Annotated in this window: 11 protein-coding genes; 10 read left to right on the top strand and 1 reads right to left on the bottom strand. The window is 66.8% G+C overall.

The features are described 5' to 3' along the window. Positions 1-100: 100 nt before the first annotated feature. Positions 101-787: an A24 family peptidase gene (locus AC4PWQ_RS04020; protein ID WP_371151591.1), complete on the bottom strand. Its 687-nt coding sequence runs from the start codon at positions 785-787 to the stop codon at positions 101-103. Positions 788-2237: 1450 nt separating this feature from the next. Here AC4PWQ_RS04020 and AC4PWQ_RS04015 point away from each other — a divergent pair. The 10 genes from AC4PWQ_RS04015 to AC4PWQ_RS03970 all read left to right on the top strand — a co-directional run bounded on the left by AC4PWQ_RS04015 (position 2238) and on the right by AC4PWQ_RS03970 (position 17326). Continuing rightward, positions 2238-2951, top strand: a complete 714-nt coding sequence (locus tag AC4PWQ_RS04015) for a response regulator transcription factor (protein WP_371151592.1) — start codon at positions 2238-2240, stop codon at positions 2949-2951. A gap of 287 nt (positions 2952-3238) precedes the next feature. After that, a complete protein-coding gene (gene rplJ, locus AC4PWQ_RS04010; protein WP_371151593.1) occupies positions 3239-3760 on the top strand; it encodes a 50S ribosomal protein L10 in 522 nt (173 codons plus the stop codon). 66 nt (positions 3761-3826) lie between these two features. After that, positions 3827-4213, top strand: coding sequence for a 50S ribosomal protein L7/L12 (rplL, locus tag AC4PWQ_RS04005; protein ID WP_371151594.1), 387 nt, complete (start codon positions 3827-3829; stop codon positions 4211-4213). A 497-nt stretch (positions 4214-4710) separates the two neighbouring features. Then, positions 4711-8166, top strand: coding sequence for a DNA-directed RNA polymerase subunit beta (gene rpoB, locus AC4PWQ_RS04000; RefSeq protein WP_492089821.1), 3456 nt, complete (start codon positions 4711-4713; stop codon positions 8164-8166). A gap of 107 nt (positions 8167-8273) precedes the next feature. Next, a complete protein-coding gene (locus AC4PWQ_RS03995) occupies positions 8274-12140 on the top strand; it encodes a DNA-directed RNA polymerase subunit beta' (RefSeq protein ID WP_492089820.1) in 3867 nt (1288 codons plus the stop codon). A gap of 431 nt (positions 12141-12571) precedes the next feature. Beyond that, complete coding sequence (rpsL, locus tag AC4PWQ_RS03990) at positions 12572-12946, top strand: 30S ribosomal protein S12 (RefSeq protein WP_371151596.1); 375 nt, start codon at positions 12572-12574, stop codon at positions 12944-12946. Then, complete coding sequence (gene rpsG / locus AC4PWQ_RS03985) at positions 12946-13416, top strand: 30S ribosomal protein S7 (RefSeq protein ID WP_371151597.1); 471 nt, start codon at positions 12946-12948, stop codon at positions 13414-13416. The genes rpsL and rpsG overlap by 1 nt, the downstream gene beginning before the upstream one ends. Before the next feature lie 30 nt (positions 13417-13446). Next, positions 13447-15567, top strand: a complete 2121-nt coding sequence (gene fusA, locus AC4PWQ_RS03980) for an elongation factor G (protein WP_371151598.1) — start codon at positions 13447-13449, stop codon at positions 15565-15567. A gap of 121 nt (positions 15568-15688) precedes the next feature. After that, positions 15689-16879, top strand: a complete 1191-nt coding sequence (gene tuf, locus AC4PWQ_RS03975) for an elongation factor Tu (protein ID WP_371151599.1) — start codon at positions 15689-15691, stop codon at positions 16877-16879. Between the two features lie 177 nt (positions 16880-17056). Continuing rightward, complete coding sequence (locus tag AC4PWQ_RS03970) at positions 17057-17326, top strand: hypothetical protein (RefSeq protein ID WP_371151600.1); 270 nt, start codon at positions 17057-17059, stop codon at positions 17324-17326. The last annotated feature ends 344 nt before the right edge of the window (positions 17327-17670 follow it).

Genomic DNA, 17670 nt, shown 5'->3' with positions numbered 1-17670 from the left:
CCTGCAGGTACCCCGGCGCACTGCCGTATCCGGGCCCGCTCGTATCCGGGCGGGGGCGGCAAAGAGGCGGCGGGTGGAACGTCGGCCAACCGGGTGACGGCTAGGCGGCCAGAGCGGCTGCGAGCAGTCCCAGCGAGAGCAGCAGAGGCGGGCCGAAGGCGATCGACTGCCGCCAGCCGTATCGGCCCGTCGCCAGTCCGATCCCCGCCCAGGCGCCGGCCAGGACAACGGCCAAGGTGAGCCAGGCCCACAGCAGCGCGGGGGAGAGCGCGGCGAGGGTGGCGCCGATGGGGGCGGCGAGCTTGGCGTCGCCCAGTCCGATCCCGAGGGGGAAGGCGGCGGCCGCGAGCCCGGCTACCGCCAGGGCCAGCCAGGCCAGGGCCGCGATGGCGGTGCTGGCTGGGGACAGGCCGTATGGCCCGAGTAGCCCGGAGGTAGCCGCCAGCAGCAGGGCCGACTGGCTGGCCCAGAGGGCGGAGGTGAGGGTGTCTGGCAGCCTGTGACTCTCAGCGTCGAGCAATGCCAGCGCCGGCGCGAACAGTAGCGGCGTCGCCAGCAGCAAACCAGCCGGGGCGGGCAGTGTCAGGAGCACCAGGGCCGCCCAGAAGACTCCGATGGGCAGACAAAGGCGAAGGGTGTCCGGCACGGGGGCAAAGCGGGGGTCGGGACCGCGCCCGGCACCAAGGTAGTTGCGGGCCAGCGAGGGCAGGAGCCGCCACAGCCACCCCGCGCCGAGCGCGCAGCACGTCGCGCCAAGCGCGCCGTAGGTCCACAGCTGCCAGTGCACGCGGTCTCACCTCCCCGCCCCAAGGCAACCAGAAAGGCGCGCCGGGGCAAAAGCTCCCCGCCGCGCCTGTGGGGGAGAGGGGCGATGCGCGCCACCTCGTCGGGCGCTTGGCGGCGCCCCCGGGCTGACCTGCTGGAGGTGGGCGGCGGGGGCGATGGCGGCTGCGGCTGGAGGCGGGTGGCGCCGTGCGGTCGGTGGTTGTGCCGGGCGGCGGCTGCGGGTGGCTGGGGGCGGGTGGCTGGGGCGTCCTGCCCCCGAGCGTACAAGCGTAGGGTCGGGGTACATGCGACCGGCCGGGGGGCGCGGCACCAAGCGGTCGGATGTACCCCGTTGCAACATTTGTGGCGCGGGTGCCCCCGACCATGCGAGGGTCCGCGGCAACCACCGCCGGGTCCGCCCTGGGTGTGCGCGGGCTTCTTTGCTGGCCGCGCCCTCGGCGCGCGCGGACATCTCCACCGGCCTCGGTGTATGCGCGGGCTTCTCTGCTGGACTCTCCCTGGGGGCGCGCGGACCTCGCTACCGGCTTCGCCCTGGTAGTGCGCAAACGATTGAGGGGATAGTGCACCTCTCGTAGGGTTGGTGCACCTCTCGTGGGCTTAGTGAACCAGTCGTAGGCCTACCCGGTCGGGTAACCCCTCAATAGGTGCACCAAAAGCTCCAGAGGTGCACCAAGGGCTCAATAGGTCGCGTAACCCCTCAATCGTTTGCGCAACCCCGGCCGGTCCGCTCCCTGGCTCGGGCCGTGCACACGAACGGCGGGCTGGGCGGGGCGGCCGGTGGAACGTCGTCCACGGTGGGGGCCTGGATGAGCGGTCGAGCAAGCCATCGAAGGGGCGCGGCTGCCTGCCAGCGGGGGTGGGGCATTGCGCAAGCGGTTGAGGCGGGGCCGGCCGGCTACCAACGGGGGTGGGGCATTGCGCAAGCGGTTGAGGCGGGGCCGGCCGGCTACCAACGGGGGGGCATTGCGCGAGCGGTTGAGCCTTTGTTGCAGCTTTCGAGCCTTTCTTGCAGCGTCTGAGCCTTTGGGCGACCTGTTGAGGCGGTAATCGGCGTCGTAGCGCCACAGGAGGTGCAAGAAAGCTACAACCGGTGCAACAAAGGCCCAACGGGAACAACAAAGGCGAAGGCGTTTGCGCACGCCCGCAGGCAGGTCCCTCTGCACAGCGCAGTCGGCGGCCCGCTCCCCGCCGCCCGGCCGCGCGCCAGGGGAAGCTGAGAGCACCGCGCAGTCGGCGGCGCGCTCCCCGCCGCAGCGGCGCGCGGGCCTCCTGTCAAGACCGCGTTTGCCTCACCTAAATGTGGCTCACTCGGCACTCCCAGCTCCCCCATGCGGCCGGGCCTTAGGTCACAGTGATGGTTTAATAACCTAGATAGTCGTAAACGGGGAGCCTCGCATGCTGTTCCCCGTCGAACTGGCGCTAGCCTCAAGCGAGGAATGGAGGAGGTAGCCATGCGGGTGCTCATTGTGGACCCGTCGATCGTTGTACGTGCTGGGCTGCGAGAACTCCTCTCCCGTTGCGCTGACGATCTCTCCATCTACGAGGCGCGCGACTGCTCCCAGGCCATGCGCGTCGCGGGCGAGGTCATGCCCGACATGGTGCTGCTCGACTTCAGCCCCGACCTGGTGGAGCTCTTCCGCTGCCTGCAGGAGTTGGCGCGCACGGCCTCGGTCATCATGATCACCGAGCACCACGAGCAGGCCCTCATCGAGCGGGCGATGGCCTCGGGCGCCACCGGCTGCCTGGTGTTGGGCAAGCTGAATTTGCGCCAGGTTAGCGACGCGATCGCCGCAGCCCAGCGTCGCCGCCTGTCCCGTCTGCGCCAGCCGAACGCGCAGGCGGTGGTGCAGCCCGAGTTGCCGCAGCGCGTGAACAACAAGATCCGTCTGCTGCTCACCCGGCGCGAGGCGGAGGTGTTGCAGCTGGCGTCCTCTGGCCTGACGAACGCCCAGATTGCGGAGCGGCTCTTCCTGTCGCTGCGCACCGTGCGCAACTACCTCAACTCGGCCTACCCCAAGCTGCGCGTGCACAACCGCGCGCAGGCCGTGGCCGCGTGGCGGGCCGGCGAGACCACGCTGCCGAGCGGTCCGATCCGGGGCGGCGAGCTTGGTCTGGGTGGCGTCTCCCACCCCGGCGCCCCGAACCTGACTCCGCGCCGCTTCTAGCCTTTAGCTGGACGACGTTGCCGCCCGCCGCCCTGCCATGACGGCCGCAGCGAGGTGGGGTGAGCGGACTCACTGGACGCCCTGTTGAGCGGGCGCGGGCTGGGCCGCTAAGCTGTGCAAAGCCCAAGACCGCTGGTCACCCTCGTTCGAGGGGCCAAGTTCTTAAACGAGAAGCCAGCGCAGGTGAACGTGAACTGCTCCGTTGGAGCCCTGTCCCCGTGCGCCTGCGCCCGGGGATTTTGTTTTTGGCGAGGCATGGCTCGGCGGCAGACACGGAAGGAGGGCCCATGGCGAGGCCTGACAAGGCAGCAACGATTGCTGAGCTCGCGGAGCGTTTCCGCGACGCGAACGCCGTTTTGCTGACCGAATACCGGGGGCTCACGGTTGCTGAGATGTCCAAGCTGCGTCGCTCCCTGGCGGGTGTGGCCAGCTTCGCGGTCGTGAAGAACACGCTGGCTGCTATCGCGGCCAAGGAGGCCGGTCTCGAGATCATCGCTGATGAGCTCGTTGGCCCCTCCGCCATCGCATTCGTCACCGGTGAGCCGGTGGAGGCTGCGAAGGCGCTGCGCGAGTTCTCCAAGACCAACGACAAGCTCGTTATCAAGGCCGGTGTCCTGGAGGGTGCTCTGCTCTCCAAGGATGGCGTGCTCAAGCTTGCCGACCTGGAGTCCCGCGAGGTTCTGCTGGCGAAGTCCGCTGGCGTCCTCAAGGCTGCCCTTTACCAGGCTGCCTACATGTTCACCGCACCTGCCTCCAAGGCTGTGCGCACCGTCGAGGCCCTGCGCGAAAAGCAGGCTGGCGAAGCCTGATTCCAGGCAAACCCATAAAAACCCTGCCTGCTCGCGTAGCAGGACCCAACCGAAAGGAACGCCATCATGGCGAAGCTCACCCCCGCCGAGCTCATCGACGCTTTCAAGGAGCTCACCCTCATCGAGCTGTCTGAGTTCGTGAAGCAGTTCGAGGAGACCTTCGAGGTCACCGCTGCCGCCCCGGCCGCCGTTGCCGTGGCTGCTGCCCCGGCCGCCGGCGACGCCCCGGCCGCCGAGGAGAAGGACTCCTTCGACGTCATCCTCGCCGCTCACGGCGACAAGAAGATCCAGGTCATCAAGGAGGTGCGCGCCCTCACCTCCCTCGGCCTGAAGGAGGCCAAGGAGCTGGTTGACGGCGCCCCGAAGCCGGTCCTCGAGGGTGTTGACAAGGACACCGCTGAGAAGGCCAAGGCTCAGCTGGAGGAGGCTGGCGCCACCGTCGAGCTCAAGTGAGCTTGATCTAAACGCTGGCAGGGCGGGGGTCGCGAATGCGGCCCCCGCCCTCCTTTATGTTCGCGCGCCCGCCACGCTCGCCCGGCCGCTCCTCGATTCGTTGAAACTTGTCCAAACTTCACGAGACTTGTCCTTAGCAGGGTGGCTATTGACAAGTCTCGGCGCGGTTCGACAAGTTTCGGCGGCAGGGACCGGGTACGCCGGCCCGGCCGCCTGCCGCGCTCGCCCGGCCGCGCACTTGGCTGCACACTTGGCGGCGCATTTGGTGGTACGCCGGGCGGGGGCGTGGACCGGGTGGCGGGCGGAACGTCGTCCATTCAAAGCCCATTACCACGCTCGTGACGAAACACACAACCCCGAACTCTGTCAAGTCGGCTAATATGTATTTTTGCGCTTAACCTGCCTTCGCTTTGACATCGGGCGAAGTTCTGGGCGCGGCGTTGTCTGTTCTCCACCGGAGGGAAGGACCTCTTTTGGCTGCCTCGCGCACCCCCGCTATGCACGCTTCTAAGCGTGTTTCTTTTGGCAAGATTCACGAGCCGCTTCAGGCACCGGACCTGCTGGGTCTGCAGACCGAGTCTTTCGACTGGCTGCTCGGCAACGAGCGGTGGAAGGAGCGCCTCGCGGCCGCTCCAGACGCCGACGCCCTGCCGTCCGTCTCTGGCCTGGAGGAGATCTTTACGGAGATTTCTCCGATTCAAGACTTTGCCGAGACGATGGAGCTGTCCTTCAGTGACCACCGCCTCGAGCCTCCCAAGTACACGGCCGAGGAGTGCAAGGAAAAGGGTCACACCTACGCCGCCCCGCTCTACGTCACCGCCGAGTTCATCAACCACGGCACCGGTGAAATCAAGAGCCAGACCGTGTTCATGGGTGACTTCCCGCTCATGACCGAGCGCGGCACCTTCATCATTAACGGCACCGAGCGCGTGGTCGTTTCCCAGCTGGTGCGTTCCCCCGGCGTCTACTTCGAGCGCTCCTCCGACCGCACCAGCGACAAGGACACCTTCTCCTGCAAGGTCATCCCCTCTCGCGGTGCCTGGCTGGAGTTCGAGATCGACAAGCGCGACGCCGTGGGCGTGCGCATCGACCGCAAGCGCAAGCAGTCCATCACCGTGTTCCTGCGCGCCCTTGGACTGAGCGAGTCCGAGCTGCGCGAGCAGTTCGCCGACTACCCGCTGCTGCTGGCCGGCCTGGACAAGGACGGGTCGATGACCCAGGAGGAAGCGCTCCTGGACATCTACCGCAAGATCCGTCCGGGTGAGCCGCCGAGCGTCGAGGCCGGTCGCGCCCTGCTGGAGAACTACTACTTCGCTCCCAAGCGCTACGACCTGGCCAAGGTTGGTCGCTACAAGATCAACAAGAAGCTGGGACTGGACGCCCCGCTGGACGAGGCGCTGCTGCGCCGCGAGGACATCGTGGCCGCCGTGCGCTACCTGCTGGCCCTGCAGAAGGGCGAGGAGACGCTGCCCGGTCGCCGCGGTGGCGAGGACGTCGAGATCCCGGTGGAGCAGGACGACATCGACCACTTCGGTAACCGTCGCATTCGCGCCGTCGGTGAGCTGATCCAGGGCCAGGTCCGCACCGGACTTTCCCGCATGGAGCGCGTGGTGCGCGAGCGCATGACCACCACCGACGCCCAGGCGATCCAGCCGACCACCCTGATCAACACCCGTCCCGTGACGGCCGCGATCAAGGAGTTCTTCGGCACCTCGCAGCTCTCCCAGTTCATGGACCAGAACAACCCGCTGGCCGGCCTGACCCACAAGCGTCGTCTCTCCGCGCTGGGCCCCGGTGGTCTGTCCCGTGACCGCGCCGGCATGGAGGTCCGTGACGTCCACCCGTCGCACTACGGCCGCATGTGCCCCATCGAGACCCCTGAAGGCCCGAACATTGGTCTGATCGGCTCGCTGGCCACCTACGCCCGCATCAACCCCTTCGGCTTCGTTGAGACCCCCTACCGCGTGGTCAAGAACGGCCAGGTCACCGACGAGACCCGCTACCTGACCGCGGACGACGAGGACCGTCACGCCATCGCCCAGGCATCCGCTCCGCTGGACAGGAACGGCCGCTTCGTGGAGAAGCAGGCGCTGTGCCGTGTCTCCGGTGGCGAGCCGGCGCTGGTGGACGTCGAGGACATCGACTACATGGACGTCTCGGCCCGCCAGATGGTGTCCGTGGCCACCTCCATGATCCCGTTCCTGGAGCACGACGACGCCAACCGCGCGCTCATGGGCGCCAACATGCAGCGCCAGGCCGTGCCGCTGCTGCGCCCCGTCTCCCCGCTGGTCGGCACCGGCATGGAGGCCCGCGCCGCCGTGGACGCTGGCGACGTGATCGTGGTCCGCAAGGGCGGCGCCGGCGTGGTCACCGAGGTCTCGGCCGACTACATCTGCGTCATGGAGGACTCCGGCTCCAACCACACCTACCGCGTGGCCAAGTTCCGTCGCTCCAACCAGGGCAACTGCTACAACCAGCGCGTGACCGTGGACGAGGGCGACCGCGTGGAGGAGGGCCAGGTCATCGCCGATGGCCCCGCCACCGCTGGCGGCGAGCTGGCCCTGGGCCAGAACCTGCTGGTTGCGTTCATGTCCTGGGAGGGCTTCAACTACGAGGATGGCATCATCCTCTCCCAGCGCCTGGTTAGCGAGGACGTCCTCACCTCGATCCACATCGAGGAGCACGAGATCGACGCCCGCGACACCAAGCTGGGCCCGGAGGAGATCACCCGCGACATCCCCAACGTGAGCGAGGAGACCCTGGCTCACCTGGACGAGCGCGGCATCATCCGCATCGGTGCCGAGGTGGGTGCCGGCGACATTCTGGTCGGCAAGGTCACCCCGAAGGGTGAGACCGAGCTGACCAGCGAGGAGCGCCTGCTGCGCGCCATCTTCGGTGAGAAGGCCCGCGAGGTGCGCGACACCTCCCTGCGCGTGCCCCACGGCGAGTCCGGCATCGTCATCGGCGTCAAGGAGGCGTCCGGCGACGACGACGAGCTGCCCGCAGGCGTGAACCAGCGCATCACGGTCTACATCGCCCAGCGTCGCAAGATCACCGACGGTGACAAGCTCTCCGGTCGCCACGGCAACAAGGGTGTTATCTCCAAGATCCTGCCCGTCGAGGACATGCCGTTCCTAGAGGACGGCACCCCGGTTGACATCATCCTCAACCCGATGGGTGTGCCCGGCCGCATGAACATCGGCCAGGTGCTGGAGGTCCACCTCGGTTGGATCGCCTCCCAGGGCTGGGACGCCACCGGCGCGCTGGCGCAGGCCAAGGAGTGGGCGGCCAAGCTGCCCGCCGACGGCGTTGCCGCCCCGGCCGGCACCCGCGTGGCCACCCCGGTGTTCGACGGCCTGGAGGCCGACGAGCTGACCGGCCTGCTGGACTGCACGCTGCCCACCCGCGACGGCGACCGCCTGGTCGGCGTCAACGGCAAGGCGCGCCTGTTCGACGGTCGCTCCGGTGAGCCCTTCCCGTTCCCGATCTCCGTGGGCTACATGTACATCTTGAAGCTGCACCACCTGGTGGACGACAAGATTCACGCCCGCTCCACCGGCCCGTACTCCATGATCACGCAGCAGCCGCTGGGTGGTAAGGCCCAGTTCGGTGGCCAGCGCTTCGGTGAAATGGAGGTGTGGGCCCTGGAGGCATACGGCGCCGCCTACGCCCTCCAGGAGCTGCTCACGGTCAAGTCCGACGACGTCACCGGCCGTGTCAAGGTCTACGAGGCCATCGTCAAGGGCGAGGACATCCCCGACCCGGGCATCCCGGAGTCCTTCAAGGTTCTGGTCAAGGAAATGCGCTCCCTGTGCCTGAACGTGGAGGCCCTGGACGAGCAGGGCAACGCGATTGAGCTGCGCGAGACCGAGGAGGACGTGTTCCGCACCTCCGAGGAACTGGGCATCGACCTGGGCCGCCGCCCCGACGCGCGCGACTTCGAAGAGCTCTAAAACGGGTACCCGCCGCCGCCCGCTCCCCGCGGGCGGGCTGCGGCGGGCCACCCCACCGGCCGACACCGGCCATACGGAATTGGTGAATTACCCGGAAAGAGGACACCTTGCTCGACGCTAACGCCTTCGACAAGCTCCACATCAGCCTGGCCACGGCTGAGAACATCGACGAATGGTCCTACGGCGAGGTCAAGAAGCCCGAGACCATCAACTACCGCACGCTCAAGCCGGAGAAGGACGGCCTGTTCTGCGAGAAGATCTTTGGCCCCACCCGTGACTGGGAGTGCGCGTGCGGCAAGTACAAGCGCGTGCGCTACAAGGGCATCGTTTGCGAGCGCTGCGGCGTGGAGGTTACCCGCGCCAAGGTGCGTCGCGAGCGCATGGGCATCATCAAGCTGGCCGCCCCGGTCACGCACATCTGGTACTTCAAGGGCGTGCCCTCCCGCCTGGGCTACCTGCTGAACCTGGCGCCCAAGGACCTGGAGAAGGTCATCTACTTCGCCGCCCACATGGTCACCGAGGTCGACACCGAGGGCCGCCACGAGGACATGGCGATGCTGACCAACGAGATCGAGGTCGAGCGCAAGCGCCTGGAGGACAAGCGCGACGCCGACATCGCCTTCCGCATGGAGAAGCTCGAGGCCGACCTGAAGGAGCTGGAGGAGGCCGGCGCCAAGGCCGACGCCCGCGAGAAGCTCCGCAAGGCCGGCGAGCGCGAGATGGCCAACATCCGCCGCCGCGCCCAGGACGACCTGGACTTCATGAACGCCGTGTGGGACCGCTTCACCGGCCTGAAGGTGGGCGACCTGGAGGGCGACGAGCGCCTCTACCGCGAGATGGTCAAGCGCTACGGCATCTACTTCAAGGGCGCCATGGGCGCGCAGGCCATCCAGCGCCGCCTGGAGTCCTTCGACCTGGCCGCCGAGGCCGAGGAGCTGCGCGAGATCATCGCCACCGGCACCGGTCAGCGCAAGACCCGCGCCCTGAAGCGCCTGAAGGTGGTCAACGCCTTCCTCTCCACGGGCAACCGCCCCGAGGTGATGGTGCTGGACTCCATCCCGGTCATCCCGCCGGACCTGCGCCCGATGGTGCAGCTGGACGGTGGCCGCTTCGCGACCTCCGACCTGAACGACCTCTACCGTCGCGTCATCAACCGCAACAACCGCCTCAAGCGCCTGCTGGACCTCGGTGCCCCCGAGATCATCGTGAACAACGAAAAGCGCATGCTGCAGGAGGCCGTGGACGCGCTGTTCGACAACGGTCGCCGTGGCCGCCCGGTCACCGGCCCGGGCAACCGCGCCCTGAAGTCCATCAGTGACATGCTCAAGGGTAAGCAGGGCCGCTTCCGCCAGAACCTGCTGGGTAAGCGCGTGGACTACTCCGGTCGTTCCGTGATCGTGGGTGGCCCCACCCTGAAGCTGCACCAGTGCGGTCTGCCCAAGGCGATGGCGCTGGAGCTGTTCAAGCCCTTCGTGATGAAGCGCCTGGTGGACCTGAAGTACGCCCAGAACGTCAAGACCGCCAAGCGCATGGTCGAGCGCATGCGCTCCCAGGTGTGGGACGTGCTGGACGAGGTCATCCGCGAGCACCCCGTGCTGCTCAACCGCGCCCCCACGCTGCACCGCCTGGGCATCCAGGCCTTCGAGCCGCAGCTGGTGGAGGGCAAGGCCATCCAGCTGCACCCGCTCGTGTGTGCCGCCTTCAACGCCGACTTCGACGGTGACCAGATGGCGGTTCACCTGCCGCTGTCCGCCGAGGCGCAGGCGGAGGCCCGCATCCTGATGCTGTCCTCCAACAACATCCTCAAGCCCTCCGACGGTCGCCCCGTGACCATGCCCGCCCAGGACATGATCATCGGCCTGTTCCACCTCACCTCCGACGTGGACCCGGAGCTGGACCTGCCCGAGGAGGTGCCGTCCTTCACCTCGGTCGCCGAGGCGATCATGGCTTTCGACGCCGGCCGCCTGGACCTGAACCAGGTGGCGCGCATCCGCCTGCGCGGCGTCACCCCGCCGGTGGGCTGGCAGGCCCCCGAGGGCTGGGAGCCGGGCGACGACGTCGTGCTGGACACCACCCTGGGCCGCTGCCTCTTCAACGAGCTGCTGCCGGCGGACTACCCGTTCGTCACCGGCGTGGTGGACAAGAAGGCCCTGGGTGCCCTGGTCAACGACCTGGCCGAGCGCTACCCGCGTGTCGAGGTGGCCGAGGCCCTGGACAACCTGAAGGCCGCCGGCTTCTACTGGGCCACCTGGTCCGGCATCTCCATCTCCTTCCCGGACGTGGTGGGCCCGGCCAACAAGCCGGAGATCCTGGCCGGATACGAGGAGCGCGCCGCCAAGGTGATGGGCGAGTTCAACGCCGGTCTGATCACCGACGACGAGCGCTACAACGCCCTGGTGGAGATCTGGACCGCCGCGACCAAGGAAGTTGCGCATGCTATGCGCGACAACTTCCCGGCCCGCAACACGGTCTTCCGCATGGTCACCTCCGGTGCCCGTGGTAACTGGGACCAGATCCGCCAGATCGCCGGTATGCGTGGCCTGGTGTCTGACCCGAAGCAGAAGCTCATCGAGCGCCCGATCAAGTCCAACTACCGCGAGGGCTTGTCCGTGCTGGAGTACTTCATCGCTACCCACGGTGCCCGTAAGGGTCTGGCCGACACCGCTCTGCGTACCGCCGACTCCGGTTACCTCACCCGTCGTCTGGTGGACGTCTCCCAGGACGTGATCGTGCGCGAGGAGGACTGTGGCACCCGCCGCGGCCTGCTCATGGTGATCGCCGAGGAGGCCAGCGAGGGCCTGGTGCGCTCCAAGACTGTGGAGACCACCGCCTACGCCCGCACCCTGGCCAAGGATGCGCTGGACGCCTCCGGTGCCGTGGTCGCCACGGCCGGCGAGGACGTCGGCGACGTGCTGATCGACAAGCTGATCGAGGCCGGCATCTCGCAGATCCACGTGCGCTCCGTGCTCACCTGTGAGTCCGCTGTCGGCACCTGCGCCGCCTGCTACGGCCGCTCGCTGGCCACCGGTAAGCGCGTGGACATCGGTGAGGCCGTCGGCATCATCGCCGCGCAGTCCATCGGCGAGCCCGGTACCCAGCTGACGATGCGTACCTTCCACACCGGTGGTGCCGCCTCCGACTCTGACATCACGCAGGGTCTGCCGCGTGTCCAGGAGCTCTTCGAGGCTCGCACCCCGAAGGGTGAGGCTGAGATCACCGAGGCCTCCGGCCGCGTCAAGATCGACGACGACGACCCGGCGGCGCGCCGCATCGTCGTCACCCGCGACGACGGCGAGGAGGACCTGGTCATCGAGGTCTCCCGCCGCCAGAAGCTGCTGGTGAACGACGGCGACCACGTCCAGGTGGGCGACCAGCTCACCGAGGGCCGCATCGACCCGAAGAAGATGCTGCGCATCAAGGGCCCGAACGCCACCCAGAAGCAGCTGGTGGACGAGGTGCAGGAGGTCTACCGCTCCCAGGGCGTGGACATCCACTCCAAGCACATCGAGGTGATCGTGCGCCAGATGCTGCGCCGCGTCACCGTGCTGGACTCCGGCGACACCAAGCTGCTGCCCGGTGAGCTCATCGAGGCGGCCCGCTACCGCGAGGAGAACCGCCGCGTCGTGGCCGAGGGCGGCAAGCCCGCCTCCGGCCGTCCCGAGCTGATGGGTATCACCAAGGCCTCGCTGGCGACCGACTCGTGGCTGTCCGCCGCGTCCTTCCAGGAGACCACCAAGGTCCTGACGGAGGCCGCGCTGATGGGCCGCTCCGACCCGCTGCTGGGCCTGAAGGAGAACGTCATCCTCGGTAAGCTGATCCCGGCCGGTACCGGTCTGAACCGCTACCACGAGATTGACGTTGCTCCCACCGAGGAGGCCATGGCGTCCTTCTACAACCGCCAGAACTTCGTGAACTACGACGCCTCCTCCCTGGAGGACGACACGTTCTACGGTGGTGACTTCTCCTTCCGCTGAGCAGGGGAGAGCTGACGGGGCCGGGTGCGATTTGAGCGCCCGGCCCCGCGGCCTATCTCCGCCAGTTTTATCGGGTTGGACGACGCCCCACCGGCCCACGCAATAGCGCGCCCCGGGCACGACGTGGCCGCCTGCCGATGCGCGCAGCGGCCGCGCGGCGGGGCGGCCGGGCGGCAACGTCGTCCCCCAGGTAGGCGCGTGAGCAGAGGCACACGCGGTTTTCCGTCAGCCACTGGAAAAGGCGGGCGGCGGCCACTAATGTTGCACCCGGTGCCTAAAGGCAACCCTCGGAACCATGCGTTCCATCGGGCTCGATCCGCACACCGCGCGAGCTCCAGACGTCTCCAGTAGGCGGGCTGGCCCCCATGCGGTGACGTATGCCCAGGGGGAGCCGGCAGGCTGATTATTCGCTCAATTGAGACGGAGACGTAGTGCCAACTATTCAGCAGCTCGTCCGCAAGGGACGCAGCGTAAAGCCCGGGAAGAGCAAGACCCCGGCCCTTAAGGGCAGCCCGCAGCGTCGTGGCGTTTGCACCCGTGTGTACACCACCACCCCGAAGAAGCCGAACTCCGCCCTGCGCAAGGTCGCCCGTGTGCGCCTCTCCAGCGGCATCGAGGTCACCGCTTACATCCCGGGCGTGGGTCACAACCTGCAGGAGCACTCCATCGTGCTGGTGCGCGGTGGTCGTGTGAAGGACCTGCCGGGTGTTCGCTACAAGATCGTTCGCGGCGCCCTGGACACCCAGGGCGTGCGTGGCCGCCAGCAGGCCCGCTCCCGTTACGGCGCTAAGAAGGAGAAGAAGTAATGCCTCGTAAGGGCCCCGCGCCGAAGCGCCCCCTCGTCAACGACCCCGTCTACGGCTCCACGATGGTGACCCAGCTCGTCAACCGCGTGCTGCTGGACGGCAAGAAGTCCACCGCCGAGCGCATCGTCTACGGCGCCCTCGAGGGCGTTCGTGGCAAGACCGACCAGGACCCGGTCTCCGTGCTCAAGCGCGCCATGGACAACATCCGCCCCGCGCTGGAGGTCCGCTCCCGCCGCGTCGGTGGTGCCACCTACCAGGTGCCCGTCGAGGTGCGCGCCTCCCGCGCCACCACGCTGGCTCTGCGCTGGCTGGTGGACTTCTCCCGCCAGCGTCGCGAGAAGACCATGACTGAGCGCCTCATGAACGAGATCCTGGACGCCTCCAACGGCCTCGGTGCCGCCGTGAAGCGTCGCGAGGACATGCACAAGATGGCGGAGTCCAACCGGGCCTTCGCTCACTACCGCTGGTAATCCACCCACCCCCGAGCGAAGGACACCCACGTGGCACTTGAAGTGCTTACCGACCTCACGCAGGTCCGCAACATCGGCATCATGGCCCACATCGATGCCGGTAAGACCACCGTTACCGAGCGCATCCTGTTCTACACCGGCATCAACTACAAGCTCGGTGAGACCCACGACGGCGCCTCCACGACCGACTGGATGGAGCAGGAGAAGGAGCGCGGCATCACGATTACGTCTGCCGCCGTCACCGCCTTCTGGAAGGGCCACCAGATCAACGTGATCGACACCCCCGGCCACGTGGACTTCACCGTTGAGGTGGAGCGTTCCCTGCGTGTGCTCGACGGTGCCGTTGCCGTCTTCGACGGCAAGGAGGGTGTGGAGCCCCAGTCCGAGACCGTTTGGCGTCAGGCCGACAAGTACAACGTCCCCCGCATCTGCTTCATCAACAAGATGGACAAGCTGGGCGCCGACTTCTACTTCTCGGTGCGCACCATCCGCGAGCGTCTGGGCGCCAACCCGGTCGTCATGGAGCTGCCGATCGGCGCCGAGAACGACTTCGAGGGCGTCATCGACCTGCTCAACATGGAGGCCGTCTACTTCCCCGAGAAGGACGCCCAGGGTAACGACACCCGCGGCTCGCTCATCGAGCGCAAGGAAATCCCGGCCGACATGCAGGACAAGGCCGAGGAGTACCGCGAGGCCCTGATCGAGGCCGCCGCCGAGGGCGACGAGTCCCTCATGGAGGCCTACCTGGAGAACGGCGAGCTCACCAACGAGGAGATCATCGCCGGTATCCGCAAGCAGTGCATCGCCGGCGAGATCTTCCCGGTCTACTGTGGCTCCGCCTTCAAGAACAAGGGCGTCCAGCTGGTGCTGGACGGCGTGCTCAACTTCCTGCCCTCCCCGCTGGACATTCCGGACGTGCAGGGTCACGAGGTTGGCAAGGAGGACGTGGTCGCCACCCGTAAGGCCTCCGAGGACGAGCCGTTCTCTGCCCTGGCCTTCAAGATCGCGGTCCACCCGTTCTACGGCAAGCTGACCTTCATCCGCGTCTACTCCGGCACGGTCGCCTCCGGCTCCCAGGTGGTCAACTCCACCAAGGGCAAGAAGGAGCGCATCGGCAAGATCTTCCAGATGCACTCCAACAAGGAGAACCCGGTCGAGGTTGCGCACGCTGGTCACATCTACGCCGTCGTGGGCCTGAAGGACACCACCACCGGTGACACGCTCTGCGCCATCAACGCGCCGATCGTGCTCGAGTCCATGACCTTCCCCGACCCGGTTATCCACGTGGCCATCGAGCCCAAGACCAAGGGCGACCAGGAGAAGCTGGGCACGGCCATCCAGAAGCTGGCCGAGGAGGACCCGACCTTCACCGTCCGCCTGGACGAGGAGACCGGCCAGACCGTCATCGGCGGTATGGGTGAGCTCCACCTCGACATCCTCGTGGACCGCATGCGTCGCGAGTTCAAGGTCGAGGCCAACGTGGGTAAGCCGCAGGTCGCCTACCGCGAGACCATTCGCACCAAGGTCGACCGCGTGGACTACACCCACAAGAAGCAGACCGGTGGTTCCGGTCAGTTCGCAAAGGTCCAGCTCTCGTTCGAGCCCTACGAGTCTGACGAAGAGGGCAAGTTCTACGAGTTCGAGGACCAGGTCACGGGTGGTCGCGTTCCGCGCGAGTACATTCCGTCCGTCGACCTCGGTATCCAGGACGCCATGCAGTCCGGTGTTCTCGCCGGCTACCCGATGGTTGGCGTCAAGGCAATTCTTCTTGATGGTGCATACCACGACGTTGACTCGTCTGAGATGGCCTTCAAGATCGCCGGTTCCATGGCGTTCAAGGAGGGTGCGAAGAAGGCTTCGCCCGTCCTCCTCGAGCCCGTCATGGCCGTCGAGGTGCGTACGCCCGAGGAGTACATGGGTGACGTAATCGGTGACCTGAACTCCCGTCGCGGCATGATCCAGTCCATGGACGACGCGTCTGGTGTGAAGGTTGTGCGTGCGCAGGTTCCGCTTTCGGAAATGTTTGGGTATGTTGGTGACCTGCGGTCGAAGACCCAGGGTCGCGCCGTCTACTCCATGCAGTTCGACAGCTACGCGGAGGTCCCCCGGAATGTTGCCGAGGAGATCATCGCCAAGACCCGGGGCGAGTGAGTCCCTCAGGTCGACCCGAAGTATCATTAACAAAATCCGACCCGTAGGAACCCACGCCCCAGCCGGTTCAACCGAACCGGTGCAAGTGTGAGACAACTACCCGAGTCCCAGGAGGACACAAGTGGCTAAGGCCAAGTTCGAGCGCACCAAGCCGCACGTCAACATCGGTACCATCGGTCACGTTGACCACGGTAAGACCACCCTGACGGCTGCCATCTCTAAGGTGCTGCACGACAAGTACCCGGACCTGAACGAGGCGTCTCCGTTCGACTCCATCGACAAGGCTCCCGAGGAGCGTCAGCGCGGTATCACGATCAACATCGCGCACATCGAGTACCAGACCGAGAAGCGTCACTACGCTCACGTGGACGCCCCCGGTCACGCTGACTACATCAAGAACATGATCACCGGTGCGGCCCAGATGGATGGCGCCATCCTGGTGGTTGCCGCCACCGACGGCCCGATGGCCCAGACCCGCGAGCACGTGCTGCTCGCCCGCCAGGTGGGCGTTCCCTACCTGCTGGTGGCCCTGAACAAGTCCGACATGGTGGACGACGAGGAGATCCTGGAGCTGGTCGAGGTCGAGGTTCGCGACCTGCTGTCCTCCCAGGGCTTCCCGGGCGACGACGCTCCGGTCGTTCGCGTGTCCGCTCTGAAGGCCCTCGAGGGCGACGCCGAGTGGGTTGCCAAGATCGAGGAGCTCATGGACGCCGTTGACGAGTCCGTGCCGGAGCCGGTGCGTGACCTCGACAAGCCGTTCCTGATGCCGATCGAGGACGTGTTCACCATCACCGGCCGTGGCACCGTGGTGACCGGCCGCGCCGAGCGTGGTCGCCTGCCGATCAACTCCGAGGTCGAGATCCTCGGTATCCGCGCCCCGCAGAAGACCACCGTTACCGGTATCGAGATGTTCCACAAGCAGATGGACGAGGCTCTGGCTGGTGAGAACTGTGGTCTGCTGCTGCGCGGCACCAAGCGCGAGGACGTCGAGCGCGGTCAGGTCGTCTGCAAGCCGGGTTCCATCACCCCGCACACCAAGTTCGAGGGCCAGGTCTACATCCTGTCCAAGGACGAGGGCGGCCGTCACAACCCGTTCTACTCCAACTACCGTCCGCAGTTCTACTTCCGTACCACGGACGTGACCGGCGTGATCACCCTGCCCGAGGGCACCGAGATGGTCATGCCCGGCGACACCACCGAGATGAGCGTTGAGCTGATCCAGCCCATCGCCATGGAGGAGGGCCTCGGCTTCGCCATCCGTGAGGGTGGCCGCACCGTTGGCTCCGGCCGCGTTACCAAGATCATCGCCTGATCTTTGTAGCTAAGCTGCGCGGTTGGCCCCGCTCCCTTTTTTGGGGGCGGGGCCAACCGCTTTTTCGCGCGCGGGCGTGAGCGAGTGAGTGGAAATAGGCTCCGCCAATTTATGTGTGTGCTGCATCACGTGGGGATATGCTGAGTGTCTTGCGACCGCTGGAGGAAGGAGCCGGAAATGCGCAAGGTTATGGCGGCGGTGATGGCAGGAGCTTTGGCGTTGGGCCTGGCTGCCTGCGGGGAAAGCGCCGCGAACAAGGGACAAGACACCACGTGCGGGGACTACCTGAAGATGGATACCGCGCAGCAGATCGAGGTGCTCAAGAAGGGAGCCGAGCAGGCCGGCGAGGTGCTTGATGGCACCGAGGAGGACATGAAGCTCTACGTGTCCCTCCTTGCCGACATGTGCAAGGAAGCCGACGCGAACACCAAGATCAAGGACCTCTAAACGCAGCCGCCCCGCGCAAGCGCCGGGTGGAGGTGCGCGGTTCACGCGAAACCTGGAGCGGCGTAACGCGGTCCGCGCGGGCCGGACGGGGCGCGTTCTCCATTTGATACCTCGCCCTGCGTAGCCCCGCTGGGGTGCGTGCAGGGCGCGGCGGTCGAGTTTCCGACTCTATTGGGGTGGGGGAGCAGTTCAGTGCTTCCCCACCCTCGTTTGTGCGCCGTGCCCGATACCGGGTTGGCTGCGGGCAGGAGAGGCCGATCTCCCCGCGCATTGCTGGAATCTGGATGATTGGGGCGCGTCGCCGCGCCGGGGGTGAAGCGGCGCACGAAAAACGTCTATGGGTC

This window comes from Buchananella sp. 103232 (genome assembly GCF_058725725.1).
The sequence above is the reverse complement of the archived record's forward strand: the minus strand, read 5'-3'. Positions and strand labels throughout refer to the sequence as shown.